This is a genomic window from Burkholderia cepacia (assembly GCF_001718835.1).
In the GTDB taxonomy this organism is placed as follows: Bacteria; Pseudomonadota; Gammaproteobacteria; order Burkholderiales; family Burkholderiaceae; genus Burkholderia; species Burkholderia cepacia_F.
In genome coordinates this window covers 2399815-2426612 of record NZ_CP013443.1, presented here as the reverse complement: position 1 = coordinate 2426612, position 26798 = coordinate 2399815, and the positions used below count along the sequence as shown (strand labels likewise).

The 26798-nt window shown below is 62.2% G+C and carries 20 protein-coding genes; 14 read left to right on the top strand and 6 right to left on the bottom strand.

All coding sequences use genetic code 11. The features are described 5' to 3' along the window. Positions 1–164: 164 nt before the first annotated feature. Both WT26_RS14465 and WT26_RS14460 read right to left on the bottom strand, forming a co-directional pair. A complete protein-coding gene (locus WT26_RS14465) occupies positions 165–557 on the bottom strand; it encodes a hypothetical protein (RefSeq protein ID WP_080485661.1) in 393 nt (130 codons plus the stop codon). A gap of 70 nt (positions 558–627) precedes the next feature. Then, positions 628–1548: a LysR substrate-binding domain-containing protein gene (locus tag WT26_RS14460; protein WP_069270352.1), complete on the bottom strand. Its 921-nt coding sequence runs from the start codon at positions 1546–1548 to the stop codon at positions 628–630. Between the two features lie 108 nt (positions 1549–1656). Here WT26_RS14460 and WT26_RS14455 point away from each other — a divergent pair, with 108 nt between their 5' ends. The 8 genes from WT26_RS14455 to WT26_RS14420 all read left to right on the top strand — a co-directional run bounded on the left by WT26_RS14455 (position 1657) and on the right by WT26_RS14420 (position 9740). After that, positions 1657–2730 (top strand): ABC transporter substrate-binding protein, encoded by a 1074-nt coding sequence (locus WT26_RS14455; RefSeq protein ID WP_069270351.1) that lies wholly within the window; start codon positions 1657–1659, stop codon positions 2728–2730. Positions 2731–2805: 75 nt separating this feature from the next. Further along, on the top strand, positions 2806–3876 hold the full coding sequence (locus tag WT26_RS14450) for an ABC transporter ATP-binding protein (RefSeq protein WP_069273142.1): 1071 nt from the start codon (positions 2806–2808) through the stop codon (positions 3874–3876). Then, positions 3869–4765, top strand: a complete 897-nt coding sequence (locus tag WT26_RS14445; protein ID WP_069270349.1) for an ABC transporter permease — start codon at positions 3869–3871, stop codon at positions 4763–4765. The genes WT26_RS14450 and WT26_RS14445 overlap by 8 nt, the downstream gene beginning before the upstream one ends. After that, entirely contained in the window at positions 4762–5556 is a 795-nt protein-coding gene (locus WT26_RS14440) for an ABC transporter permease (protein ID WP_069270348.1), read from the top strand. Before WT26_RS14445 ends, WT26_RS14440 begins: the two co-directional genes overlap by 4 nt. Continuing rightward, complete coding sequence (locus WT26_RS14435; RefSeq protein WP_060166342.1) at positions 5553–5855, top strand: (2Fe-2S)-binding protein; 303 nt, start codon at positions 5553–5555, stop codon at positions 5853–5855. Before WT26_RS14440 ends, WT26_RS14435 begins: the two co-directional genes overlap by 4 nt. Then, entirely contained in the window at positions 5842–7233 is a 1392-nt protein-coding gene (locus tag WT26_RS14430) for an NAD(P)/FAD-dependent oxidoreductase (protein ID WP_069270347.1), read from the top strand. Before WT26_RS14435 ends, WT26_RS14430 begins: the two co-directional genes overlap by 14 nt. Then, positions 7230–8408, top strand: coding sequence for an NAD(P)/FAD-dependent oxidoreductase (locus WT26_RS14425; RefSeq protein WP_069270346.1), 1179 nt, complete (start codon positions 7230–7232; stop codon positions 8406–8408). The genes WT26_RS14430 and WT26_RS14425 overlap by 4 nt, the downstream gene beginning before the upstream one ends. 141 nt (positions 8409–8549) lie before the next feature. Next, positions 8550–9740 carry a porin gene (locus tag WT26_RS14420; protein ID WP_069270345.1) on the top strand — a complete coding sequence of 397 codons (1191 nt, stop codon included), beginning with the start codon at positions 8550–8552 and terminating at the stop codon, positions 9738–9740. Positions 9741–9772: 32 nt separating this feature from the next. Here WT26_RS14420 and WT26_RS14415 read toward each other — a convergent pair whose 3' ends face one another. Next, positions 9773–10873 (bottom strand): saccharopine dehydrogenase NADP-binding domain-containing protein, encoded by a 1101-nt coding sequence (locus WT26_RS14415; RefSeq protein WP_069270344.1) that lies wholly within the window; start codon positions 10871–10873, stop codon positions 9773–9775. Between the two features lie 296 nt (positions 10874–11169). Here WT26_RS14415 and WT26_RS14410 point away from each other — a divergent pair, with 296 nt between their 5' ends. Beyond that, complete coding sequence (locus WT26_RS14410; protein ID WP_080485660.1) at positions 11170–12330, top strand: iron-containing redox enzyme family protein; 1161 nt, start codon at positions 11170–11172, stop codon at positions 12328–12330. Further along, positions 12266–12868 carry a TetR/AcrR family transcriptional regulator gene (locus WT26_RS14405; protein WP_069270343.1) on the top strand — a complete coding sequence of 201 codons (603 nt, stop codon included), beginning with the start codon at positions 12266–12268 and terminating at the stop codon, positions 12866–12868. Before WT26_RS14410 ends, WT26_RS14405 begins: the two co-directional genes overlap by 65 nt. A 24-nt stretch (positions 12869–12892) precedes the next feature. Here WT26_RS14405 and WT26_RS14400 read toward each other — a convergent pair whose 3' ends face one another. Beyond that, entirely contained in the window at positions 12893–13936 is a 1044-nt protein-coding gene (locus tag WT26_RS14400) for a cytochrome-c peroxidase (protein ID WP_069270342.1), read from the bottom strand. Positions 13937–13966: 30 nt separating this feature from the next. Continuing rightward, positions 13967–14467: a hypothetical protein gene (locus tag WT26_RS38435; RefSeq protein ID WP_069270341.1), complete on the bottom strand. Its 501-nt coding sequence runs from the start codon at positions 14465–14467 to the stop codon at positions 13967–13969. 244 nt (positions 14468–14711) lie between these two features. Between WT26_RS38435 and WT26_RS14390 the strand changes: the two genes are divergently transcribed. The 4 genes from WT26_RS14390 (at position 14712) to WT26_RS37320 (ending at position 24442) form a co-directional block, all read left to right on the top strand. Continuing rightward, positions 14712–18083 (top strand): beta strand repeat-containing protein, encoded by a 3372-nt coding sequence (locus WT26_RS14390; protein WP_069270340.1) that lies wholly within the window; start codon positions 14712–14714, stop codon positions 18081–18083. 69 nt (positions 18084–18152) lie between these two features. Beyond that, on the top strand, positions 18153–23339 hold the full coding sequence (locus tag WT26_RS14385; RefSeq protein ID WP_080485695.1) for an RHS repeat-associated core domain-containing protein: 5187 nt from the start codon (positions 18153–18155) through the stop codon (positions 23337–23339). Position 23340: 1 nt separating this feature from the next. After that, positions 23341–23832, top strand: coding sequence for a hypothetical protein (locus tag WT26_RS37325; RefSeq protein ID WP_155123111.1), 492 nt, complete (start codon positions 23341–23343; stop codon positions 23830–23832). A 145-nt stretch (positions 23833–23977) separates the two neighbouring features. Next, the gene (locus WT26_RS37320; RefSeq protein WP_155123110.1) at positions 23978–24442 is read left to right on the top strand and encodes a hypothetical protein; all 465 of its coding nucleotides are present in this window, start codon (positions 23978–23980) and stop codon (positions 24440–24442) included. Between the two features lie 117 nt (positions 24443–24559). Here WT26_RS37320 and WT26_RS14380 read toward each other — a convergent pair whose 3' ends face one another. Further along, positions 24560–26596 (bottom strand): beta strand repeat-containing protein, encoded by a 2037-nt coding sequence (locus WT26_RS14380; RefSeq protein WP_230461572.1) that lies wholly within the window; start codon positions 26594–26596, stop codon positions 24560–24562. Positions 26597–26798: the final 202 nt, after the last annotated feature.

Below are 26798 nucleotides of genomic sequence, written 5' to 3'. Positions count from 1 at the left end.
ATCTAGAGTTGAATTCTACGATGTGGCAATGTTCGGGTCTTTGGAAGCGCGATTCGGCCACCTGAGCCGGCCTTTCGCGATAGTGATTCTTGAGTAGGGAATTGCCCGCGAAAGCCGATGACGTGGCCTCCTGTCCCGGCTTATCTCGACACCAGGCGCTACAGCTAGTCGCCGCCAAGGTGGCTACCTAGACGCAGACGATCTTCCTCCACCCATCCTTCAAAGTCCTCGCCAGTCTTGCTCACGTACATGACCTGATACCACTTCTTGTACGGTTTGTAGACCGTGACTGCGTCTCCGGGAACGAGGAACGTACGTTTCTCAATGCACTGAGAGGCGGGAGCCGAATAGAAATGTGCGCGCCCTGTGCCGGTCACCGTGGCGGAAAGAGGCGGCCTGAAACTGTCGTCGGGGCCATTGCTGACCTCGGCAAGCCGCCGACATCCCGTCGAGTCTTCAGCGTGCACGTACGATGTGGCGAAGCTCGCGCAAAAGACCAGGATAACGATTGCTGCGCTTTGCAAAGTTGCGGGGCTGTAACGCTCAGTCATCAGCATTTGTCGGTTCATGGTGGCTTCTCGCTTCCGATGTCTTGTCGTCATGGCGAAGCGGCCCCCAGTCTCGGGCTCAGCAGGCGTTCGCCACTTCGTGCGTGAGTTGCTGCAGCGTACTTTTCACAGTATCCAAGAATTGCTCCGCGAGCACCGAGGTCGCGACGCCAGCCGGAAATACCGTATCCACGACAAATGGCACGTTGGCATCGAACGGCGCGAGCATGAGGCCGCCTGCACGCCACGCATCGAGCGCGGAGAGCGGATCGACGATGGCTACACCGGTACCGTTCGCCACCAGCGAACATGCCGCCGCCGCGTAACCGACTTCGATCACGATGCGCCGCGCCACGCCTTCTATCCGAAACACCTCGTCAATGCGATGTCGGAACGCCGAGTCGCGCCCAAACGACACGAACCGCTCGCCCTCCAGGTCCTTCGGCCGAATCACGGCTTGCCCAGCCAGCCGATGATTGGCCGGTAGCACGCATACGCCTTGTAAGCGCTCGAACGGTTGCAACGTCACACCGGAACTCACCGGTGTCGCCGTTGCAAACCCCACATCCGCCTGGCGGTTGGCGACCCATTCGGTGACATAGGTCGAGGCGCGGATATTGAAGTCCACCGTGACATCCGGCCGCTCACGCAGGAACGCGCCCACCGCGCGTGGCAAGACGCTGAGTCCGAACGCAGGCATCGCCACGATGCGCAAGTGACCGCTTTGCCCGTGTGCCAACCTCCGCGCATCGCGCGTCACTTCTTCCAGCGCCGCGAAGGTTTTGTCGACCCGCTGGAACAGGCTATGCGCTTCCGGCCGCGGCACGAGCCGTTGTCGCACGCGATCGAATAGGACGAGGCCCGTGCGGTACTCCAGTTCCGCGAGCAGCTTGCTGACGGTGGGCTGCGTTAGATGCAGCAGGTCCGCCGCGCCCGTGACCGAGCCGGTGAGGATGACCGCGCGAAAAGCTTCCAGTTGCCGAACACTGACGGAGGACATGATAGTTCATAGATTTTTGGCATGAATTGTCGCATTTTTCGACTTTGACGCGATCGTTTTTGGCTTCTTATGCTCTGATTTCCATAGCTTTTTCTATCAGAGAAGATCATGCGCAAGGAGGCAGGGAAGTCGCATTGCGCGCGCTGTCGCCGTTGGTTCGTGGCGATCGGTGCGCTAGCGATCACCGGATGGCAAGGCGTCATCGCGGCCGCGCCGATGTTGGTCGTCGCCGGTTACGGCGGTTCATCCGAAACGATGTTTCGCACGCAGGTGCTGGCGCCGTTCGCGCAGGCGCATGGCGTGTCGATCACCTACGTGGCCGGTACCTCGGCCACCAACCTGGCGCGCCTGCAGGCGCAGCGCGCGCATCCACAAATCGACGTCGCGATACTCGACGATGGCCCGATGCAGCAAGCCGTCACGATGGGCCTGTGCCAACCGCTCACGCCGTCTCCCGTGTATGCGGACGTCTACGGCATTGCCAAGGTCAACGGCGAAGGGATGTCGGTGGGCATCGGCATCGTCGCCACGGGCTTGGCGTACAACACTAAGCTCTTCGCCGAGCAGCGTTGGAAGCCGCCCACGTCGTGGACGGCGCTGGGCGATCCCCGCTTTCACCGGCGTGTGCTGGTGCCCTCGATCAGCAACACCTACGGCCTGCAAACGCTGCTGGCCGTGGCGCGGGTCGAAGGCGGCGACGCGCAACACATCGATCCGGGATTCGCATACATGGCCCGGCACGTTGCACCGTCAGTGCTGAGCTTCGAAACCGCCTCCGGCACGATCTCCGAACTCTTTCAGACCGGCGCGGTGGTGCTGGGCGTGTGGGGCAGCGGCCGCACGCTGGCGTTGGCACGCACCGGCTTTCCGGTCGCGTTCGTCGTGCCGAAGGAGGGCGCGCAGGCCTTGCTCACGACCGCGTGTGTGGTCAACGGCAGCGCGCATGCCGCACTCGCCCAGACGCTGGTGCAGGACCTGGTTTCGCCCCGTGTGCAGTGCATCCTGGCCGCGCAAGCCGGGTGGGGACCCACCAACCAAACGGTGACGCTCGATCCCGCCGTGGCGAAAACCGTCGTGTACGGCGCCGACGCCGTGGCGCATCTCGTTCCCGTCGACTGGAAAACCGTCAACGCGCAGCGTGCAGCCTGGACCGCGCGCTGGACGCGCGAGATCGAACGCTGATTGCCCACGCGCGGGCCAACCGGCCGATGACGTTCGCGGACGCGGACGGTGTCGGCATGCTTTTCGATAACCCTCATGGCTTTTCTTGAACTTCAGGCGCTGTCCAAGCGCTACCTGCATGCGATCGCGGTGCATGACGTGTCGCTCGCGATCGAACGCGGCGAGTTTCTCTCGCTGCTCGGGCCGTCCGGCTGCGGCAAGACCACCACGCTGCAGATGATCGCGGGCTTCGTCGCACCCACGTCCGGCGCGATCCAGCTCGATGGACGCAACCTCGCCGGCACGAAGCCGAGTACACGCGGTCTTGGCGTGGTGTTCCAGTCCTATGCGCTCTTTCCGCACATGACCGTGGGCGAGAACATCGCCTTCGGCCTGGAAACCCGGCGTGTTCCGGCGTCCGAGCGCACCCGTCGCGTCACGCACGCGCTCGATCTGGTGCGCCTGGGCAGCCTGCGCGATCGCTATCCCGCGCAGTTGTCCGGTGGCCAGCGACAGCGTGTGGCGCTCGCGCGTGCCTTGGTGATCGAGCCGCCGGTGCTGCTGCTCGACGAACCGATGTCGAACCTCGACGCGAAGCTGCGCGAGGACATGCAAGTGGAATTGCGCCGCATCCAGCGCACGATCGGCACGACGACGATCATGGTCACGCACGATCAGGCCGAGGCGATGGCGATGAGCGATCGCATTGCCGTGATGAACGCGGGACGCCTCGAACAGGTGGGCCCGCCACGGCAGGTCTACGATCGTCCGCACACCGCATTCGTCGCGACGTTCCTCGGCAAAACCAATCTCTTCGATGCGCAGCTCGAACAGGACGCCAACGGTGCGGCCATCGTCGCCACACGCGGGCATCGGTTTGCGTTTGTCTCGGCGTCATCGGCGACGGGACCGATTCGCGTCAGCCTGCGTCCGGAGAAGATCGCGCTGATTCCCGGCCCCGTCGCCGCGGCGACCAGCGACCTGACCGGCACGGTGCGCATGCGTCTCTTTGGTGGGGATCACTGGCTCTATGAAGTCGAGAGTCCCTTGGGGACGTTGCTCGCCCGCTGCCAGAATGGTGCGGCGCCGATCGAGGAGGGGCAATGCGTCGGTCTGCACTGGCAGCCGGAGGACCTGCGCATCGTCGAAGGAGGTTCCCATGCATGACGCGTCTCGTCGTTGGCCGGCGTATGCGCTGAGCGCGCCAGCACTGGTGTTCTGCGGAGGTCTGCTCGCCGTGCCGCTCGCGGCCACGCTACTGCTGAGTCTGCGGGTGGCCGATGCCGCGCATGCAACGTGGGTGGGGCTCGGCGGCATGAACTACGTCGCCGTCCTCGGCGACCCGTACTTCCACGTCATCTTCGCGCGCACATTCGCGCTCGCCGCGACCGTGACGGGCGTGTGCGTGGTGCTCGGTACGTGGGAGGCGATCATCCTCTCGCGCATGCGTGCGCCGTGGCGAAGCCTCTGTCTCGTGGCGATCCTCGCGCCATTCCTCATTTCGGTCGTGGTGCGCACGTTGGGCTGGGCCGTGTTGCTGGGCGGCGATGGGTTCGTCAGTCGCGTGTTGCAGGCACTGCGGCTCGCGGACGGTCCCGTAGTGCTGATGTATTCGATGACCGGCATGGTGATCGCCCTCGTGCATGTACTGGTGCCGTTCGTGGTGGTCGCGGTGTGGGTGGCCTTGCAGCGTTGCGATCCGGATGTCGAACGGGCCGGTGCCTCGCTCGGCGCGAGCGAGTGGTGGATCTTCCGGCGTCTGGTGTTGCCACAGATCGTGCCGGGCATTGCCTCGGGCGCGGTGGTCGTGTTCTCGCTCGCCGCCACCTCGTTCGCCACGCCCGCGATCATCGGCGGGCGACGCCTCAAAGTCGTGGCCACCGCGATCTACGATGCGTTCCTCGGCACGATGGACTGGCCGCAAGGCGCGGCGCTCGCGCTCGCCCTGTTGGTGGCGAACCTCGCCATCCTCGTTGCATGGCAACGCCTCGGCGAGCGACGCGGTACGCGATCGCATCGACCTCTGCCGGTGGCGATGGAGGAGGTCACGCCATGAGAAAGAACGGACTCTTGGCGCTCGGTTTTCACGCGCTCTTCCTGCTGTTTCTCGCCGCACCGCTGATCGTCATCGTGCTGGTGTCCTTCACCGCGAAGGGGTATCTGGCGATGCCGTTCGATGGCGCCTCGCTGCGTTGGTATCGCGCGCTGCTGCGCGTGCCGGAATTCGTCACGGCCTTGCGCACCAGTCTCGGTTTGGGCGTCACCTCGGCCAGCCTTGCCCTGCTGCTCGCCGTACCGGCCGCGTTGGCGTTGACGTGCGGGGCGTTTCCCGGACGCACCGCCATCCATGGCGTGCTGATGTCGCCGTTGTTGATCCCGCACATCGTGCTGGGCGTGGCGTTCCTGCGCTTCTTCACCGATCTGGACCTCAACGGCCGCTTCGCGAGCCTGGTCGTCGCGCACACCCTCATCGTGCTGCCGTATGCGTTGCGGTTGTGCCTGACGTCGGCGGGCGATCTCGATCGGTCGCTCGAACAGGCGGCGATGTCGTTGGGGGCGTCCACGTGGACGGTGTTCCGGCGCATTACGCTGCGGTTGCTGGTGCCGGGACTGGCGAGCGGATGGCTGCTGGCGTTCATCCACAGCTTCGACGAGCTGACGATGAGCGTATTCATCGCTTCGCCCACGATGACACCGCTGCCGGTTCGCCTGTACCTGCGCATCGAGGATTCCATCGATCCCACCGTGGCGGCCATCTCGACGTTGCTGATCGTCGGGGCGCTGGGGCTGATCCTCGTGATCGATCGCCTGATCGGGCTGGAACGTCTCTTCGCGGGGTCACGATGAGCGCGCCGCTGTTTTCGACACCGACCGCGGCGACGCGGACGGTCACGATCCTCGTGGATGGCGTACCCGTCGCGGTTCCCGATGGCTTCACCGTCGCCGCCGCCTTGCTCACCGTGCAGTTGCCAACGCCGTGGCGACGCTCGGCCGTATCGCACGCGCCGCGTGCACCGTATTGCCTGATGGGTGTGTGCTTCGAGTGCGTCGCCGAGATCGACGGTCAACCGGGGTGCCGCACGTGTCTGACGCCGGTGCGTGCCGGCCTACGCATCACGTTGGGAGGCTCGCATGACCGCGTATGACCTGGTGATCGTTGGCGCGGGGCCGGCCGGCATGGGTGCGGCGGTGGCGGCGCGCGAGTGGCATCTCTCGGTGCTCGTGCTCGACGAGCAACCCGCACCGGGTGGGCAAATCTATCGCGGCATCGAGCAGCACGCCGATCGCCATGCGCGACTCGATCCCGGTTCCGTGACGGGACACGAACTCGCGATGCGATTTCGGGCGTGCGGTGTCGATTATCGGCCTGGTGCGTCGGTGTGGTGGGTGGCGGGGGATGGCGAGGTGGCGTTCTCGGTGGAGGGGCACGCGCATCGCGTGCGCGCCCGTCGGCTCCTGCTCGCCACCGGAGCGATGGAACGCCCGTGGCCGCTGCCCGGTTGGACCTTGCCTGGCGTGATGACGGCCGGTGCCGCGCAGATTCTGATGAAGACGGCAGGCCTCGTGCATCGCGATCCCGTGTTCGCGGGCTCCGGTCCCTTGCTGTATCTCGTCGCCCTGCAGTATCGGCGTGCGGGTGTGCCAGTGCGTGCGGTGCTGGACACCACACCGTTCATGCACTACGTGCAGGCCGCGCCCCATCTCCCGGCGGCGATGCGTACGCCCGCGTACCTGCGTCGCGGCCTCGGCTTGCTGTGGCAGGTGCGTCGCGCCGGGACACCGGTGTTCACCGGCGTGCGCGATCTGCGCGCGCTCGGTCGCGACACGGTGGAGGCGGTTGAATTCCAGCATCGGGGACGGCGTCGACGGTTGGAGAGCGTGACAGGATTGTTCCTGCATCAAGGCGTGGTGCCGCATATCCATGCCGCGCTCGCCGCGGGTTGTGAACGCCGCTGGGATGCCCGCACGGCCTGCTGGCATCTCGTGGCCGATGCGTATGGGCGAACCTCGCAGTCACACGTGTTCGTCGCGGGCGATGCGGCGGCGATCACGGGCGCGGCCTCGGCGCCGGCACGCGGTCGCTTGGCGGCGCTGGCGATTGCGCATGACCTCGGCAAAGTGGGCGAGGACACGTTCGCCGCGACAAGCCGGCGCTTGCAGCGCGATCTCGCGCGCGACGCGGCGGTGCGGCCGTTCCTCGACACGCTGTATCGCCCCGCCGACGAATGCCTCGTGCCGACGGACGACGCCACGCTGATCTGCCGCTGCGAGGAGGTGCGGGTGCGCGACGTGCAGCACGTCATCGACGGCGGAAGCCGCGATCCCAATCAGGTGAAAAGCGCCCTGCGTTGCGGGATGGGACCGTGCCAGGGGCGACTCTGTGCGCCGACGCTGGCGAATCTTATGGCGGATGCGGCGTGCGGCGAAGCGATACCGTTGCCGCTGCGCCAGCGTCCCCCGGTCGTGCCGGTACCGCTCAGTGAGCTCGCGGGACTGCTCGATGCGCCGGAGTCAACGCGATGACTCGAACGACGGATGTGGTGGTGATCGGCGGCGGCCTAATCGGTTGTTCGACCGCCTTGCACCTGGCGCGGCGCGGCATCACCGTGCGTGTGATCGAGAAGGATTACGTGGCACGGCATGCGTCGGGCGTGAATGCCGGCGGCGTACGCACGCTCGGCCGTGCGTTGCCCGAATTGCCGCTGTCGATCGCAGCCAAACGACTGTGGCGAACCTTGCCCGATCTCGTGGGCAGTGACGGCGGCTTCAAAGCGGTGGGGCAGATCCGCGTCGCCGAAAACGAGGCACAACTCGAACGCTTGCGCACGCGAAGTCGCACCGTGGCGGCCTTGGGACTCGAATATCTCGAACGCGTGATCGATGTCGATGAACTCTACGACCGCTTGCCGGCGCTGGCCCCGCACTGTGTGGGCGGCTTGCTGGTGGAGGACGATGGCTATGCGTCGCCGTATCCGACCACGCTGGCGTTCCAGCGTCAGGCCGAGCGCTGCGGTGCGCTGATCCATCAAGGCATGACCGCTGCGATGCCAACGTATACGCAGGGACTGTGGACGGTACGCACCTCGGACGGGAGGTGCTATCGCGCGCCCACGCTGGTCAATACGGCCGGTGCCTGGGGCGGTCGGTTGGCCGCGGCGCTCGGGGATGCCGTGCCGCTGCAGTCCAACGGCTCGATGCTGATGGTGACGGCGCGCATGGCGCCGTTCGTGGGGCCGGTGGTGGGGTCGGCGGGGCGTTCGCTCTCGTTCAAGCAATTTCCCAACGGCACCGTGCTGATCGGCGGCGGTCATCGCGCGGCGGTCGATCTCAAGTCGAACGGCACGTCGCTCGCGCTCGAGGGTTTGGCACAGGCCGCCCGCACGGCGATCGATCTCTTTCCCGTGATGCGCACCGCACGTGCCGTGCGTTTCTGGTCGGGCACCGAAGGGTTTTTGCCCGACGGGCTGCCGGTGATCGGGCCGAGCCGCGCATCACCGTCGGCGTTCCACGCGTTCGGGTTTTCGGCACACGGTTTTCAGCTCGGGCCGATCGTCGGGCAGCTCCTGGCGGAACTCATCAGCGAGGGGCGTGCGTCGTTGCCTATTGAGGCCTTTCGCGTTGATCGCTTTGACGAAGCGAGCGCCCGTGAGGAGGGACACGCCACGGCGCCACCGGGCATGACCGGCGCTGCCGCGTAACGCCGCAGCGTCCGCACGGATGGATACCAGCACCGCGCGAATGCCTATCGATTAGGTATGCGAATGACAGGAGATCGCGCCACGCGTATCGCGGCGCGACGAAGGGTTCATCAACCACCTCACGACGGGGACATCACCACCATGAAACACGGACGTTTCATCGTGGCGGGCAGCGCGTTGTCGTTGCTTGCCTCCAGCGCCATGGCGCAAAGCACGGTCACCTTGTACGGCATCATCGATGCCGGTATCACCTACACCCACAACGTCAAGGGTGGTTCGCTGTGGCAGGAGAGTTCCGGCAAGCTCGGCGGCAATCGTTGGGGCGTCAAAGGGAATGAGGATCTCGGCGATGGACTTTCGGCCATCTTCACGCTCGAAAGCGGTTTTTATTCGACTAACGGCACACTCGGACAAGGCGGGCGCGAGTTCGGTCGACAAGTCTTCGTAGGGCTCGCCAAGCGGGACGTCGGCGCGCTGACGTTCGGGCGCCAGTACGATCCGCTGGCCGATCTCGTTGCACCGTATTTCGGGTCCGGTTTCTGGATACCGTCCACGCACGTCGGCGACAACGACAACCTCGATCAGTCGTTCCGCATCAACAACGCGGTGAAGTTCCGTTCCGACGCGTTCGCCGGTTGGCGTGTCGATGCGCTCTACGGCTTCAGCAACCAGGCGTCTGGCAGCGGCTCACAAGGCTTCGCCAACAACAGCGCGTGGGCGCTCGCCATTAACACCACGCAAGGACCGGTGTCGATCGGCGGCGGCTACATGCAGTTGAATCACCCGAATGCCACCAGCAATACGAGTGGTGCCGTGGGTGGTGCGTCTTCGACGACAGGGGATGATTACAGCTCGGGATTTTTCTATGGGATTGACGGTGGCGTGGCACGCCAACGCATCGCGGCACTCGGTGGTAATGTGGTGTGGGGACCGGCGACCGTGGGACTCGGTGTCAGTCGTGTGCAGCTCGACTACAACGACGGCGCGGCGCGCAAGCTTACCAACGTCGATGCCAACTTGCGTTACCGGCTCAGTGCGCCGTGGATGCTCGTCGCGGACTACACGTTCACTGAAGGCCGCGTGACCGGTTTGCCCGGCACGGGCGGCGCGGACCTCAAGCCCACCTGGCACCAGATCAACCTAGGCATCGATTATCTGCTGTCCAAGCGCACGGAGCTCTACGTCACCGCGGGGTATCAGAAGGCGCTGGGCGATGGCACGACGTTGGTCGGCGGGCACTATCGGCCGATCGCCGCAATGACGACGGCTGGGGGTGCGTCCTCGACCAACACGCAGTTCACTGTCGCGACCGGCGTGCGGCATCGCTTCTGAACGCGACCATCGATCGATGGACACGGCAGGCGTCAGCCCGGACACGCTTCCGCGTCTCGTGCCGTCTCGTACACGTGCTGGGCGAGATACAGATCCAGCACGGGTAGACCCACGCACGTCACGAGCGCAGGAAAGCGGTATGGTGTGTCCTCGTCCATGATCTGCCATAGATTGCGTACCTGATACGCGTTAGCCATCGACTCCAGGGAGCGTCCGGTGCGCGCGAAGAACAGCGGCAAGCTCTGCGAGCGGCGATGTGCGACGGTGTCGATGTCATCGCAAATCACCGTGCCGGCTTCCAGCATGTAGCGGATCAGTTCGTCCGGCGTTTCATCGCCGCCCAGGTGCAACACGATCGATGCGTCGCCGACCTGCCAGGCTTCGAACAGCGGCGCGTTGGCGTTCGAGGCGGTGACGATCAGCGTGCAATCGGGGAGCGCGTCGAGCGTGGGCGCGGCGACGAGTGGAAACGACACGTGCGGCGCGAGCTGTGCGACGAACGCTTCGGCACTGGCTTGCGTGCGACTTCGAATGTACAGCGTGTCGATGCGCTCGGGATGATGGGCTTGCAGATCCTCGACGACGGCTTGCGCGACGCGCCCCGCGCCAAACAGAAACACCGAAAAGCGCGCACGCTGGGACAACAACTTATCGATGACGACGGAGGCATACGCGCCGGTGCGTTGGGCCGACAAGGTCGAGCCATCGAGGATTGCCACCGCCTGCATGGTGAGTTTGTCGTAGAGCAGCACCGTCGACGTGGATCGCAGGTCACCATGCTGACGGTTGTAGCTGTGCGAGCCGACGATTTTCACGGCGCCGTACGAAGGGTTGATGCTGACGAGTGCGCTGAGTTTCCAGTTCGGGCGCTCGCCTGCGGCATACGCCGCATCCGCCGCGTCGCCGAGCAGGGCGCGCAATTCGTCGCGCGTTGGTTCCAGCACCGCTTTCGTGCCGTAGGCCTCGCCGTCACGGAGGGCGCGCAACGCGGCCCGCACATGCTGCCCCACGACGCGAGGCGCCAACGCCGCGACCATCACCCGGCTCGCGGCCACACGCGATAGAGGACCGCGTGATTCGACCAGCGATCCGTGCGCCGCACCCGCATCCTCCACTGCCGATGTCTCGCTCATGCATCGCCTCCGGAAAGGCCCTAGGGCCCTTAAAGACTAGAACGATTGATCCATTTTTGTGATGGCGCCAGTTCGGACCTTCCGGTCGGAGCTGTCAATGGCTACATGTCATTTTTGTGACAGGCGTCGTGTTTTGTTACGGAGAGATCGGGCAAGTTCGCCCTTCTTGGTTAGGGCGCGGTGCGCGCTGGCCAAGACGGCATCGCCATGTGAGGGCACGAGACGGACGATGTGTCTAGAACACTTGATCCAGTCTGTGCGGGGATTGGGACCATCACCGAGGAGGGCGCCACACGATGTTCACGGATTGGGAAACGCAGACCGGATCGAAGATGCCATCGATGTCATGGGCCGAACTGCTGGCCCTGCCGGTCGGTGACGCGATTGTCGCGTTGACGCGGTGCCCGCGCGTCCATTGGAGCGTACACGGTGACGATCGGTTCGCGGCACGATTGCAGTCACGTCTCGCCGCATGGCTGCGTCGCGCCTTCGGAGAGCAGGACGAGGCGGCCTTGGCCGACGTGCATCGGGTGTTGTTCGCCCTGTACGATTTGCATGTGGCCGATCCGGCGACGCCGGCGGTGGCCAACCAGTTCGATCCGCTGTTGACCGGGCTACGCGTCACGATCGAACGGCAGTGGCTGGCGGCCGAATACCAGCGGATCGGCGCGGCCCCTGTCTTCGATTCGCCGGACGCGTTGATCGACGCGTTGCGGGGTGCGGTCCAGGCGCATGCGGCGTCCCATCATCCGCTGTTCGACATGCTTGAAACGCACGCGACGCGTGCACAGCTCGAACGGTTCTTTTGCAGTGACACGGTGCTGAACGTCCGGTTTTTCGACCTGATCGTGATGGCGATGATCGGTTCGCAACCGGAGGCTCGCAAGGAGCTTGCGTCGAATTTTTGGGACGAGGTGGGGCGGGGCGATCCGCAGCACAGTCATGTGCAGATGTTCCGGCAACTGTTGACCGACGTCGGTATCATGCGCTCGGGCGATGACTTCGCCTCGCAACTGACGTGGCAGGGACTGCGCGGCTACAACCTCTTCATGCTGTGCGCCCTGAACCGGCAGCACTATTTCAAACTGCTGGGCGTGATGGCGGCCACGGAACTGCTCGACCCGCCTCAGTATCGCAAGCTCATCGCCGGGTGCCGCCGGCTCGGCCTGGGACCATCGACTACGCGCTATTACGACGAACACATCACGGTCGACGATGTACACGGTGAAGGCTGGCTCGAAAACGTGATCCGGCCACTGACGAAGCGTGAACCACGTGCCATGTCCGCGGTGTGGGTGGGGTGTATGCTCCGGCTCGCCAGTTGTGGCGACTACTACGATGCCTTGAGCCGACAGTTGTCGTCGATGACGAGCCCACCGGCCGGGGACGATCATGACCATCACCCACGAAAAGAACGAACTCGCCCGTCGCAGAGCACGAACCAAGGTACTGGGTAAAGCCGCGGAGCTTTTCGGCCGCTACGGCTTTCATGCGGTCAGCGTGCGTCAGATTACGCGGGAGGCCGGGGTGGCCTTCCAGTCGATGTACAACAACTTCGAAGGAAGGGAGACGTTGGCCAGGGAAGTGCTCGAATGGAGGCACCGTGGTGTGATCGAGGAGCTCACTGCGCGCATCGCCACCGTGGAAGGTGTCGATGCCAAACTGAAGGCGTTTTTCGACTGGCATGAAGAATGGTTTACGAGCGAGGTCTTCACTGGATGCCTGTTCGAGCGTGCGATCGGCGAATACGGTCTAAGCGAGCCGGAGCTGTCGGAGGTCGCGGTGCGTCACAAGAAGGCCCTCCTGACATTGCTCGAAGGCGTCTTGCAAGGCGAGTTTGATGCCAGTGAAACGAAGCGGCTCGCCGGCGTGATCCTCATGTTGATCGATGGCGCGACGGCCCACGCGCGCGCGTTTCGTGACCCACGCACGGCGCGTCATGCGTGGCGAGCCACGCAAGCGCTGTTGGCTGAGGCCCGTCAGCGCTCCACGTAGTGAGAAGGTTGGCGTCCGTCGCTCTCACAGCGATCGCAGGAATTCGGCGAGATCGAGCCGTTCTTCCACGCTCAGATTCAACGGCCGACCGGCCTGCAGGCTGCGGTAATAGACTTCACGATCGATCGCATCGTCGAGCGTCGGCACGCTGCCATCGTGCATATAAGGAGCTGTGCGGGACACGCCACGTAACGAGGGTGTGCGAAACAGCCCAATATCCGCGGGCTCCAGTGTGACGTTGAAGCGCCCAAGTTGCGCTTCGTCTTCATGCGTTGCGACACGATCGCCGATCGCGCCGCCCTGCAGTGAGCGCGCGATGACGCCTTCCGTGAGAGTGGGCAGATTCGCCGTGATGCCATCCAAACCCACGCCCGTTCGATGATAGGCGTGATCGGTGAATGTTGGTGATGCACCTTCGAGCCGGTGGCATTCCGCGCAACCGGCCTTGCCCTGGAAGAGGGCAAGGCCGAGTTGCGCGCGGGGATTCAAGGCCGCGCGATCGCCATGCCCGTAATGGTCGAAGGCGCTCTGGGTTGATGTCAGCGAGCGGATGTAGGCGGCAAGCGCCACGCCGACGTCATCCGGCGTGAACGCATCGCTGTGCGTCGGAAACGCCTGCGCGAACGCCGCGCGGTAAGCGCTGTTTTGTGCAATCCGCTGCATCACTTGCGTTTGATCGGGGAGTCCCATTTCTACCGGATTGGTGAGCGGATCAAGGACGGCCTGTTCAAGCGACGTGCGTCGTCCATCCCAGAAAAAAACGCCTTCCCTGGCGATTTCCACGGAGAGGAGACTGGGTGTATTGCGTGTGCCGACACGTCCGTAAACACCGACCGCTGTGGCTCGTCCATCGGTATAGCTCTTTTCGGGCATGTGGCAGGAGGCACAGCGAACGCTGCCATCGGCGCTCAGCGATGGATCGTTGAAGAGCTGCTTGCCCAGTGCGACGCGCTGTGCAAGCAACGACGCATCCGATGATCCGTGCGCCGTCGGGTGCGGCGCGAAAACGGCCAGCGTGCTCGCCAGTACGCCAACACAGAGCCATCCGAACCAGCGTATCTGCGACATCCTGCGCTGAACTCCTGAAATGTCCCGAAGTTACATGGCCACAACGCGCACGGTCGCGCCACTGGCCTTCAGTGTGCTGGACACCGCCGCCTGTTCGGAAGCATCGCTGACCACTAAGACCACGATGCCTTGCAGCGTATCGGTCTTCAGTTGCTTAGCGACGTCGGTGAGAAATGCGGTGGTCTGTTTGGGATCAGGTCCACCCACGATCAGCATGCCGCCCGGCATCAGGATCGGGCCAATGCTGTGCACCACGGAGTCGGTTTCGTTCTGGCGTCGGGCCGTGGCCGCGACGCTATCGCCTCCCGGAATCACGTAAATGTACGGGTGCATCGCCACGTCTTTGCCGTGCAGCCGGCCTTGTTCGGCGAGGTAGTTGCCCCAGGTGTTTTCGTCGGCGGTAGTGGCCGGCTTGGCGGGACCGCTGGATGCGGTCGAGGCATGGGATGCGGCGGGAGTGGTCGGTTGGTTGCAGGCAGCGAGCAGTGCTCCCAGTGTGACGGCGAGCGTCAGACGTCCTAAGCGGTACATGGTCCCCTCGTGATGCGATGGATGCAGAGCGCGTCGCGTCGATGCCACTGAGCTGGCCGCGAAGCAGCGTCATCAGAGCACAACGAAGGGACGTCTGCCACGGGGGAGTTTCTTCACAGACTCTTCACGTTGCTTGTGGTGCGATCAAGGGATGGTTTCACACCGTGTTCACACGGGGTGGCTAGGGGTTCATGCGTTGAGATCAGGCTGACCGTTTCCATGGAGCGGCAGAAAGGACTGTGCAATGGTGGCGCTGGGGAACGGCAGGCGGACGGTGGACGGTGGCCGGGATGGATCGAGCGTAAGGGTGTGTCGACGCCGGCTCGACCGATGGTTTCGCGCAAGTCTCATCGGATTTCTTGGCCTCCTACTGCTGACAGGGGGCCTCGCGCAGGCGCAATCCACACGCTACGTGTACGACGCCAACGGCCGCATCGTCGGGATGACTGCAAATACGGGCACCAGTGTCCAGTATGGCTATAACAGCCTGGGACAGGCGGGCCAGGTCAGTGCGCCGCTGTCAGCCGGGCAACTGGCGATCTTCTCGTTCATGCCCACCCATGGCCAGGCAGGCACGCAAGTCACCCTTCAAGGACAGGGGTTCGACAGCAACGCCGCCAACGATACGGTAAGCGTCAATGGCACACCGGCAACGGTGCTGTCCGCGACGTCGACGCAATTGGTCGCCAGTGTGCCAAGTGGCGCCACCACCGGACCCATCACGGTGACGACAGGTGGCCATACGGCAAGCAGCGCCACGCCTTTCACGGTTGACGACACGGGCGCACCACCGAGCATCACCCAGGTGAGTCCGCTGGCGGTATCGATCGGCAGCACCCTCACCGTCACGGGCACGCACCTGGACCCGGTGGCAGGTCAAACCGTGATGCAGTTGAGCAACCGCGGTGTGGCCTCGTTCGCGTCCATCAGCGATGCCCAGATTCAATACACGATCACCGCCGGTGATGCGAGCGGATTCGTCACGATCAACACGCCGTATGGGCAGGCGGTCAGTGCGAATCCCGTGATCGTGTTACCCAGCGGCATCAGCGCCGCCAATGTCACCAGTACGGCGTATGTCACGGTGGGCAGCAGTGCGAATTTGAATATCGCCGCGGGTGGCCAGACTGGCGCGATGGTGTTCAACGCGAACGAAGGCGACTGGATCAGCCTGCAACTCAACTCGATCGTGAGCAGCGCCAGCTCAATCAGTTACGCCGTCTACGCGCCGGGCAATCAGCTCGTTGCGCAAGGCAGCGTCTCCAGCAGTGCGCCATCGCTTCATTTGCCGCAATTGAGTGCAGCGGGCACCTATTTGGTGGTGTTCACGCCGAGCAATGCCAGCGCGCAATTGACGGTCGGTGTGCAGCGGGACGCCGTGCTGGCGGCGGGTGTGCCCACAAACGTCGTGACGTCGGTTCCCGGTGAAACCCTGCGTTTCATCTTCGCACCGCAGACGCTGTGGCTGGCCATATCCAATACCTCGACCAGTCCTTCGGGCCAGGTGGTGCGATACGCCGTCTACAACAGCAACCAGGTGATGTATGCATCGAGCGCCACCTCCAACAGCGCCACACTCAATCTTGCACCGCTGCCGGTTACCGGAACCTATCAACTGATCATTAGCCCCGATAGCGGCGTGACGGCCTCGGCGCAAATCCAGTTGCTGTCGTCAGGCACGCTGGTGGCCAACGGAAGCAGCAACAGCTACACCCTCCCTGCCGGTGGCGGAAGCACCTATTTGAACTTCAACGCTACCGCGGGCGCCAACCTCGATCTCACTTTTAGCAACCTGAGCGTCACAGGAAGCACCAACAGTTTCTCGGTGAGCGTGTACGACCCCAACGGCGCTCAGGTCGTGTCGTTCTCCTGTTCCGTATCGAACGTCAATTGCACGGCCGACTTGTGGAACCTGCTCGCCGGCCCGTACACGATCGTGGTGACGCCACCGAATTCCAGCAGTGTTGTCAGCTTCACGACTTCGCTGTTGTCGGAAATCGTGGGGCCGTCCTTGACGGTCAACGCACCCGTCCAGCTCAACGTAAGTGAAAACCAGGGGCAACGTTATACCTTCAACGCCCATGCGGGCGACACCTATGCCTTGCAGTTGTCCGGCGTAACCGGCCAACCCATGTCCGTACGGATGTACAGCCCGACCGGCGCGGTGACGGTAGATGGCTACTACACGACCTTTACCACCAGCGGCACGCAGTTGATCAATCTGCCCAATCTGCCTGCCACCGGTACCTATACGCTGGAGGTGTCGTGCGGATGGGGCGGTCCTTCGTGCAGCGGTCAACTGGCCTTGCTCTCCGGTGTGGGCGGTAACCTGACGACCAATGCCGCAGCGCCAACGTATACCGCCCATGCGGGTGGCCAGAACATCTATATGGCCTTCAATGCCGCCGCGGGCGACAACCTCGACCTGACCTTCAGCAATCTGAGCATTACAGGAAGCAGCGGCGGCTTCGGCGTGTATGTCTACGACCCGAACGGCGCGCAGGTGGTGTCGTTCTCGTGCGCGGTATCCAGCGTCAATTGCACCGCAGACTTGTGGAACCTGGTCGCCGGGACGTACACGATCGTGGTGACGCCCCCAAGTTCGAACAGCGTGATCGGCTTTACGCCTTCGCTGATGTCGGAAATCACCGGTTCGCTCTTGACGGTCAACGCACCCGTCCAGCTCAACGTGAATGAAAACCAGGGGCAGCGCTATACGTTCAACGCCCATGCGGGCGACACCTATGCCTTGCAGTTGTCCGGCGTAACCGGGCAGCCAATGTCCGTACGCATGTACAGCCCGAACGGCGCGGTGACCGTGAGCGGTTACTACACGACCTTCACCACTTCCAGTACACAGTTGATCAATTTGCCCAACCTCCCTGCCACCGGCACCTACACGTTGGAGGTGTCGTGCGGATGGGGCGGTCCCACGTGCAGTGGTCAGCTGACGTTGTTACCGGGCGTGGACGGTAATCTCACGGTCAATGCCACATCGCCCACCTATACCGCCAATGCGGGTGGCCAAAACATTTACATGGCTTTCACTGCGGCAGCGGGCGACAACCTCGATCTGACGTTCAACAATCTCAGCATTACGGGAAGCAGCAGCGGCTTCGGGGTGTATGTCTACAACCCAAGCGGTGCGCAAGTCGTGTCGTTCTCCTGCGCGGTATCGAATGTCAATTGCACGGCGGACTTGTGGAATCTGGTCGCCGGTACGTACACCGTCGTGGTGACGCCACCGAGCTCAAACAGCGTGATCGGCTTTACGCCTTCGCTGATGTCGGAAATCGTGGGGTCGGCCTTGACGGTGAATTCGCCGATCCAGCTTAACGTGAATGAAAACCAGGGGCAGCGCTATACCTTCAATGCCAATGCGGGCAGCAACTACGCCCTGCAGGTTTCGGGTGTAACCGGCCAACCGATGTCCGTTCGCGTCTACAGCCCGAACAGCACGGTCACGGTGAACGGCTACTACACGAGCTTTACCGCCAGCGGCACGCAGTCGATCAATTTGTCCAACCTGCCTGCCACGGGCACCTATACGGTGGAAGTGTCGTGCGCATGGGGCGGTCCATCGTGCAGTAGTCAAATGACGTTGCTCTCACAGTAAATCAGGTCAGCGGTGGATCGCCGCGTCACAGCGGGCATTCGCCGTTCAAGCGGGATGAGGATGTTAGCCATGAAAACCACAGGGAAGGCCCTGGGACTGCCGAGTATCGTGAGCATGGTGGGTGTCGCCATGCTCAGTGCCGTTGCCTTGGCATTGCCGCCTGCGACCGAGCCGGAGCGTGTCACCACGGCGGGACACGCCTACGTGTTGCCGGCGTCGTCCGACGTTCGTCATGCATGGTTACCGGACGGACGCGAACTGGACGTTCACGGTGCACAAGGTGTGGCCTATCTGATCAACGGCGCGCAACGTATCGCAGTGCCCTTGCCGGAGATCCGCCGCTTTGCGTCGGTCACCGTGATGCCCGGTGGTGAAGTGCTGCTGTGGGGCGGTGTCGATGCCAAGGGCCGTGTGCTCGACAACGGCGAATGGTTCAATCCTACGTCCCGACGTTTCGTGCGTACGGGTAACATCGGCTTGCCGGCGCGTGCGGGACATACACTCACCGTGTTGCCGGATGGTCATGCGGTGATGGCCGGCGGCTGGGGAACCGATGGCGCACCGGCGACCACGGCATTGCTGTGGCGACCGGAGTCGCGTGAAGCAACGCCGCTGCAAGACGTAGCATCGGTTCGGTTGAATGGACACGCCGAACTGCAGCCGGACGGTTCGGTGCGTATCGAGGGCGGTGTTGACGCAAGCGGTCACGCGCTGAGTAACGCGTTGCAATTCAAATCACCCTCGCTGAGCACCGATGCCACGCAGGCGCCGCCGACGCCCAACAACGTCATCGCCGCCACCTTTCCAACGAAAGACAGCACGCGTGCCTCGATCCACGGGCCACTCGTCGTGCACTTTGCCGTCCCCATGGATCTGCATCAGTTGAATACGCGCACCGTGACTCTGCTCGGTCCCGAGGGTGCGGTGCCGGTGCAGGTCGTGGGTGCCGAAGGTGGCCGCTTGGCGTTTGTGCAATTGCCTGACGATCTGTACCCAGGATCGCGCTACACCTTGTTCGTGAAAGGCCTGCATACCGCACAAGGCGGTGACGTGCCGTACACCGCGATCGGCTTCACGACTCTCAGTGCCAACGAAACGGGCGTGGTGGTCGCGGGCCAAGGCGCAAGACCAGGAGCTGCCTCCTCCGACGATGCGAACACACCGCCGTTGGTCGTCATGGCGGGCGAGGGCCACGCAAGTTGCTCCGGCAATGACTTGTGCCGCGCAAAAGGAGTCGTTCGCGATGGCGCGTTTTACCCCGGTAAGAACAATGCACCGGACTTCACAGGAGCCCACTGGCGTCTCTATGCACCCCACCAGGTGTTGCCCGATACGCGTGCCCTGGAAGCCCACCTCCCGCACGACACGACCACCGTGATCGGGCAGGTTCGCCAGATCGATGAAACGCCCGTCGCCAACGTGACGGTCAGTATCGGCGACATCCAAGTGCGTACCGATACACGCGGTGTCTTCGTGCTGCAGAACGTGCCCGCTGGCCGCCAGCCGGTCTTCGTCGATGGCGACAGTGCCAGTCATGACACGGTGCATTACGGCCGCTTCGAGGTCGGTGCGGACGTGAAGGCCCACGCCATCACACACATGCCGTTCGTGATGTACCTGCCGCGCATTCTGCCGCGCGACGACATCACCTTGCCCGCGCCGACCACGCGCGAAGTGGTACTCACCCATCCGGACATGCCGGGGCTGGAACTGCACGTGCCGGCAGGCGCCGTGTTCAAGGATCGCAACGGCCACGTGCTGACGCATATCGCGTTGGTACCTACACCGGTGGATCACGCGCCGTTTCCGTTGCCCGATAACTTCCCGATGTACTTCACCATCCAACCGGGCGACGCGGTGGTGCAGGGGCTGACCCCGGAGGCGTCCAAAGGTATCCGGGTGGTGTATCCCAACTACGGACACGCCCGCCCGAACGCGATGGCCAACTTCTGGGTGTATGACTTGAAGCAAGGTTGGCAAATGTACGGTGCTGGCCACGTGACGGCCGATGCGCAGCACTTGGCCCCCGATCCGGGCGTTCGGCTGGTGTGGGCGCTGGGCGCGGGTGGTTCCATGGGCAGCGCCAACAGCAATACGTCGCAACTGATCTGTAATGCGCAAAGGGTGCAGCCTGTCGATCTGCAGACCGGCATCTTCTTCCATCGCTGGAACGACATGGCGATCAACGATGTGATGCCGTTGGCGCTCGAGCGCGGCTACAGCTCGGCCGATCCCAATTCGCATGTGTTCGGTATTGGCATGAACGCCAACTTCGGCATGCATCTGTATACGAAGAATGCGACCAATTTTGGTAGCCCCGCCACTTCGCCCCCGGTGTTGGTGCTGCCGTGCGGGGAAGGCATCACCTTCAATCTGGTGAGTGGCGCAGCCCAGTGGCCGTTCCCGGCCGGTACGGTGTGGGAACACACGGGTACGAATTCCTCCTACTACGGGGCGACCCTGCAGTTCTTCACCCAAACGCCGTACGGCGAGTATTGGCAAATCACGCTGAAGGACGGTACGCAGTACGCGTTCCAAAACGAGGTGCCGAATCAACTGCGATGGATTCGGGATCGCTACGGCAACCAGGTGCAATTGAGTTACAACGGTGGCCTGATCGAGCAGATGGTGTCGCCGAGCGGCCGCAGCATCACCTTCAACTACGACAGCGGCAACCGTGTTACCAGCGCTACCGACAACAGTGGTCGCACCCTCAACTACGCCTACAACAGTGCCGGCAGTCTCGCCACGGTCACCTATCCGGACCAGACCACGGAGCAATACACTTACGATGGCAACAACCGCATGCTCACCATGCAGGATCGCCGTGGTCATGTATGGGTGAGCAATCAGTACGACGCCAATGGCAGGGTGACCAAGCAAACGTACGCGGATAACACGGCCTACCAGTTTGCCTACACCACCAGCAACAACAACGCGGTTACTACCGTCACCGATACGAACGGCAACCAGGAGCAGGTGGTTTTTGATCCGGTGAGCGGCTATCCCAGCAGTGACACGCTGGCTTACGGCACTTCGTTGGCGCAGACCACGACGTACAAGCGCGAAGCGTCCGGGCTGGTGGACAGTGAAACCGATGCGCTCGGCCGCACCAAGGCCTACACCTACGATGCGCTGGGCAATGTCCTCAGCGTGACGCGGTTGTCCGGCACGTCGAATGCAGTGACCACCCGCTTCACGTACACCAGCGACTACAGCGAGATCGCTTCGGAGACCGATCCGTTGGGCCATACGACCAACTTTGGTTATACCAATGGATGTCTGACACAAATGACCGATGCGCTGGGCCACAGCACAACAATCCAGTGCAATGCGGCCGGTCAGCGCACAAGCGTCCAAGACGCGTTAGGTAACACGACGACGTACACCTATCGGGGCTACGACTTGCAGAGCGTGACCGATCCGTTGAGCCGCACCACGAGTTATGTGGTGGATGCGTTGGGCCGTCGCATCGCCACGCGCGATGCACTGAGCAATGTCACGCTGACGCAGTACGACACCAATGATCGTGTTGTATCAACCACGGATGCGCTCAACCAAACGACTACGCAGGGCTACGACGGCAACGGCAATCTGTTGAGCGTAGCGTTGCCCAACACCGGTGTCATCCATTACGTCTACGATAACCGTAATCGCCTCATCACTCGCACGGATGCCATGAACCAAAGCGAGTCGTGGACCTATGACGGAATGGGTAACGTGCTTACACACACTGACCGCAAAGGGCAGGTGACGGATATTAGCTACGACGCGCTCAATCGTAAGAGCTTGGTGTCCTATGCGGACGGCTCTGGTGTCCAGGCCAGCTACGACGCTGGCGATCGCCTGACAAGCCTCACAGATTCCATCAACGGCACATTGAGCTGGGGCTACGACGGGCTGGATCGCATCACGGGCACAAGTAGTCCGCAGGGCAGCATCAGCTACACCTACGACGCGGCGGGGCGTCGCACGAGCATGACGGCTGCTGCGCAAGCCATAGCCAGTTACACCTACGACAACACCAATCGCCTGACGGCCATTACGCAGGGTAGCGAAACGGTGCAACTGGCCTACGACGCGGACAACCGCCGGAGCACGCTGACGCTGCCTAACGGCATTACTGTCGCCTACGGCTACGACACCGCCAGTGAGTTGACGGGGCTTACGTACACCCAGGGCAACGGCACCACGCTGGGCAATCTGGCCTACGGTTACGATGCCGATGGACGCATTATCAGCAAGAGCGGCACCTTTGCCACGGATGTGCTGCCGACGGCGACGACGCAACCGGCGACGTTCGACCTCAATGACCGGAAGACAAGCTTCAACGGTCAAGCATTGAGCTACGACGCGAATGGCAACCTGACCAACGATGGCACGAACACGTATACGTGGAATGCACGGAATCAATTGGTGAAGGTGAGTCAGAATGGTGTGGCTCAGCTCAGTTATGCCTACGATGCGCTTGGACGCAGAATCAGCAAGACGGTGCAGGGTACGGCAACGCAGTTCTTGTATGACGGCAACAATGCGGTCCAGGAGATGCAGGGCAGCACGGTGAATCCGATTTTGGTGGGGCTGGGGATCGATGAGCATTTTGCACGAAGCGATGTGACAGGGCGGACGTATTTCCTGACAGACCAAATCAACAGCACGATTGCCTTGACCGATCCAAACGGCGCGCTCAAGCAGCAATACAGCTACGATCCTTACGGCAATGTGACGCCCAGTGACACGACGACAGGGTTTAAGAATCCGTACCAATTCACCGGTCGCGAGGCCGACGTCTCTGGTCTCTACTACTACCGCGCCCGCTACTACAGCCCGCTCTTTCCAGGCTTCATCAGTGAGGACCCGATCACGTTCGGTGGTGGGCAATTGAGCTTCTATGCCTATGTTAACGGGGATCCAATCGATTTAATCGATCCCACTGGTTTGTGCCCTGGCGATGACGAAGACTCCGGACGTACAGAATGGTGCAAGAACCTTAAAAATCCGAACGATGGTTGGTTAACGCGTAAATTGAAGGACAAGTTTTGTAAAGTCGTTTCAGAAGGGGCGTGTAACGCGTCCGAAGGCGGTGGGGATGAGTGCTGTAACGCTGACTTCCGGAAATGCATGAGTGAAGATAATGGCGATCCGCAAAACTGGAGGGACCCGCCACCGCAAGACCCTAGCGGGCTGAAAAAATGGGCGCAGTGCGAGGCAAAGATGAGGACCTGTATGGCTTCAGGTGGCAGAGGAGAGAAATGAAGTGCGAACTATCTTAACTCACACATTAAGTGGGCTAGTTGGGGCGGTTCTGGCCGCCTATGCGTGCCTGTTCTTCTCAAGTCTAGCGAGCTTTACTTGGCAAGATGAGTTGAAGATCAGGGCTGCTTATGCGCTGAGACTGGAAGGAGCGCGAGCTGCGCAAGCCAATAATTGGGCGCTAGCAAGTGGGCAATTCCATTCTGCGAGCGAGATTGCATTGACAGTCGGTCCCAGGACGTGGGGCATCGGCTATCCGCTTCACGCTTGGCGTCTGACCGGTTTCGCCAAAGATCCGGACGATACATTTTTAATTTCCGATCTTTCGATAGAGGCCTATTCAATGCAAAAGCAAGGAAACCTTGATGGTGCAGATAAGATTTATAATGAATTGATAAAGAAGAATCCATCAAAGAATAAAGAATACTTCGAGGGAGTTGCGGAGCAGACGCTTTCTACTTTAAATGCGCCAATCGCTGAGAAGGGTGGCAAGTAGTATGCCTATTGCCTTGCCTAGCGGACTACAAAGAGTGTTCGGGAGGTCAAGTTCCATGTGTGCCTCCCGAAACGCCTTAAGACGCACCGGAGTTGTTGCGGTTCCAGAATAAATGCGATCAATGCGTGAGCAATGGATGTCAATAATGGCGCAGCAACTAAGATATTTTTCCGCTTTTATATTGGGTTTCGTTTGCTCGACGTTAATAGTGTTGTGCGCGTCTATGATGTGCAGCCAAGTGTGGCAAAATGAATTGCGAGTCAAGCTACTTTATGATATTCAAAAAGATGGATTTGAGGCGGCGCATAAATCTGACTGGAGCAAAGTGGTCAATGATTTTGAGGTCGCAAATCTTATTGACTCCGCCGAAGTAGATTCTTGGAAATTCCCTTTTCCTATATATGGATGGTCTGTATTTCATCTTGCGCCTAAGCGAGATAGGGCATTTGAGCTTATCCACGACTCCGTTATTGCCTATGCGCTTGAGCGCGAGGGTAAGAAGGATGAGGCGGATGCAGTATTCACGATGCTGCAAAGTCGGTATCCAGCGAAGAGTAGGCAGTACTTCGAGAGCGTTGGAAAAGGGATAACTAGAAGTTCGGGCCCTTGACGATATGGCAAGACTTTATCCAAATTGCAAATGCATAAAAACAAAGTTGCTTGATGAAGCTGTCGAAGAACTCCCATCGTGAGCGGATGTCTCAGTTTGATGGCTCTCGGTTGCGAGTTAGAAACCGATGGTCGCTCCGATTGACGCCCCCGTTCTTGCACCATCTCCAACTCCCTGGGAAATGTGTGCGTTGAGTAAAACGCGATTCGAAACCCAGTAGTTGGCGCCTACGGCTAGCGCTGACGCACCGCCATACGTACCGGCTGCGGCGGCCAATTGAAACTTTCCCTCGGCCCGAGCGTTCGGAATCAATGACGTTGCAGCCATCGCTGCAGCGCCCAGAGCATCCAGGCGCCTATCGAGCATGTTGAACTCCCGATCGGTGTAAGCGTTGGCCTGGCCAAGCACTAGCTGACTGTTGGTTCGGACCTGACCGACCGTCGCTGCATCATTCGGTGTAACGCCGGGCGCGAGCCCCGTCAATGGACGCGTACCGTCGGGACCGCTGATGTCGACACGTGTTGCGGTATCGTTCTTGCCGACGGTGATCATCGTGCCATCCGTTTGCACGAGTCCGGCGTGGCCCGCGACCACGTTGTTGACGGTGGTGTTGGCAGAGGCGGCCATCGTCATCGCACTGCTGGCGACAGTCTGTGCCTGGTTCATCGCCTGATTGGTCGCATAAAGCTGGCTGCCGTTGACGGCATCCGTGCTGGTCGCCGACAGCGTACCCGCCGCGACGTTGTGAAGAGGTGCGGGTGTTCCACCCGGGTTGAGCGTGACGCTGTTGTGGGCGGCAGTGTCGTATTGCACGGCATTGGCGCTACCGGCGCTGAGGGCGGCCGTCAATTGCCCGACCGTCGCCGCGTCGGTGGCGGCCACGCCGGGCGCGACGTTATGGAGCACATTGCCGCCCATGTTCGCGGCGGAATCGGATGAGAGTGTGAGACCGGACGTCGTCACGGACGCGAACGTTGGTGCTGTGCTGGTGCCAACTATGATCTGCGAGCCGTTCTGCGTGAGCGCCACATTGTTGCCGGCCGTTACTGTCACGGTTCCGTTGGCTGCGATGTTTTGAGCGGCACTACCGCTGACCTGGCCACTGCCAGTAGCGGACGTTGCCAACGTCCAGCCGCCGCTTGCGGTTTGCGTGGCGGCGTAGAGCTGCGCGCCGGTCACGGCATCGGTGCTGGTGGCCGACACTGCGCCGGGCGCGAGTCCCGTGAGCTGACGGGGGCCGGCCGTCCCCGCGATATTCACGGTTGTACCGCCGGTCTGAGCGCCTAGCGTCAGCGTTCCGTTGCCTGGTGCGCCGCCGGTCTGCTGCAGAAGGCCGATCGTGCCGCCGACGATGCTGGTCGTGAGGTCGGTGAGCTGCGTGCGATTCGTGGTGATCGCGGTATCCGTCGCCGCGAAAGCATCGCTGACGGTTGCGTAAGGGGTGCCCTGAATCACGAACGACGTGCCGGTGATTTGGCCGCTGGCTGCGCTGTAGATCGCTGATCCGCCCAACACGCTCGCCGCAGATTGACCGAGGTTATCGACGCCTCCCGCAACGGCGTACAGCTGGCTCCCATTGATCGCATCCGTGCTGGCGGCGTTAATGACACCCGGCGCAACGTTCTGGATCTGTCGCTGAAAGATCATTGAGCCACTGGCGGCGCCCACCGAGACGACGCCCGTCGGTGTCCCGGCAGAGGTGATGCCGAACAATGTCGTCGTGCCGGTATTCGGGACTGCGGTGATGGCATTCGCACCGAGCGCCACGTCAAAGGGGTTCATCGCTTGTGCGAGGTGCCCCAGGGCCGTGGATGCATTGGCCGTCGCAAACGCGTCAATCGCCACGGCGCCGTTGCCATGGGCTGACCCGTTGCCTAGGGTGATGGCACTGTCGCCGTTCGCATAGGCGTTGCCACCGATTGCCACGGCCGCGGTACCCTGCGCAAACGCCGTACCGATGGCGACGGCGCCTGCACCGCCACCATTCGGCGCGGAATTCGCACTTGCGCCGGGGCCGACAGCGACATCGTTGTTGTATGCGGCCACGGCATTTGCGCCAATCGCCGTCGCGCCGTTATAGCTGGCGGTGGCGCCATAGCCGAACGCTGTCGCCGCTCCGTCTTGCGGATTCGTGCCATTGGCCACCGCGCCCATGCCGCACGCTGTATCCGTCGCGTAGGTGGCGGAGGCACCGCGAGGCGAGCCACTCGTATCGACGCACGTGAATTGCGCGAACGCAGGGTGGGTAAGCGGCAAGAGCGCGAGGCTGAGGGCGAGGACCCTGTGCCGGTGGGAAAGCCTCGGCAGATGTGTGCGGCTGTGCGCGACGCACGGCGAACGGTGGGCGTGAACCATC

Coding starts and splice junctions, on each gene's coding strand:
- WT26_RS14450 (WP_069273142.1), top strand. CDS start 2,806: ATGGCTTTTCTTGAACTTCAGGCGCTGTCCAAGCGCTACCTGCATGCG.
- WT26_RS37320 (WP_155123110.1), top strand. CDS start 23,978: ATGGCGCAGCAACTAAGATATTTTTCCGCTTTTATATTGGGTTTCGTT.
- WT26_RS14465 (WP_080485661.1), bottom strand. CDS start 557: ATGCTGATGACTGAGCGTTACAGCCCCGCAACTTTGCAAAGCGCAGCA.
- WT26_RS14405 (WP_069270343.1), top strand. CDS start 12,266: ATGACCATCACCCACGAAAAGAACGAACTCGCCCGTCGCAGAGCACGA.
- WT26_RS14400 (WP_069270342.1), bottom strand. CDS start 13,936: ATGTCGCAGATACGCTGGTTCGGATGGCTCTGTGTTGGCGTACTGGCG.
- WT26_RS14440 (WP_069270348.1), top strand. CDS start 4,762: ATGAGAAAGAACGGACTCTTGGCGCTCGGTTTTCACGCGCTCTTCCTG.
- WT26_RS14435 (WP_060166342.1), top strand. CDS start 5,553: ATGAGCGCGCCGCTGTTTTCGACACCGACCGCGGCGACGCGGACGGTC.
- WT26_RS14445 (WP_069270349.1), top strand. CDS start 3,869: ATGCATGACGCGTCTCGTCGTTGGCCGGCGTATGCGCTGAGCGCGCCA.
- WT26_RS14385 (WP_080485695.1), top strand. CDS start 18,153: ATGAAAACCACAGGGAAGGCCCTGGGACTGCCGAGTATCGTGAGCATG.
- WT26_RS14410 (WP_080485660.1), top strand. CDS start 11,170: ATGTTCACGGATTGGGAAACGCAGACCGGATCGAAGATGCCATCGATG.
- WT26_RS14415 (WP_069270344.1), bottom strand. CDS start 10,873: ATGAGCGAGACATCGGCAGTGGAGGATGCGGGTGCGGCGCACGGATCG.
- WT26_RS14420 (WP_069270345.1), top strand. CDS start 8,550: ATGAAACACGGACGTTTCATCGTGGCGGGCAGCGCGTTGTCGTTGCTT.
- WT26_RS14455 (WP_069270351.1), top strand. CDS start 1,657: ATGCGCAAGGAGGCAGGGAAGTCGCATTGCGCGCGCTGTCGCCGTTGG.
- WT26_RS14380 (WP_230461572.1), bottom strand. CDS start 26,596: ATGGGCGCGGTGGCCAATGGCACGAATCCGCAAGACGGAGCGGCGACA.
- WT26_RS14425 (WP_069270346.1), top strand. CDS start 7,230: ATGACTCGAACGACGGATGTGGTGGTGATCGGCGGCGGCCTAATCGGT.
- WT26_RS14430 (WP_069270347.1), top strand. CDS start 5,842: ATGACCGCGTATGACCTGGTGATCGTTGGCGCGGGGCCGGCCGGCATG.
- WT26_RS38435 (WP_069270341.1), bottom strand. CDS start 14,467: ATGTACCGCTTAGGACGTCTGACGCTCGCCGTCACACTGGGAGCACTG.
- WT26_RS14460 (WP_069270352.1), bottom strand. CDS start 1,548: ATGTCCTCCGTCAGTGTTCGGCAACTGGAAGCTTTTCGCGCGGTCATC.
- WT26_RS14390 (WP_069270340.1), top strand. CDS start 14,712: ATGGTGGCGCTGGGGAACGGCAGGCGGACGGTGGACGGTGGCCGGGAT.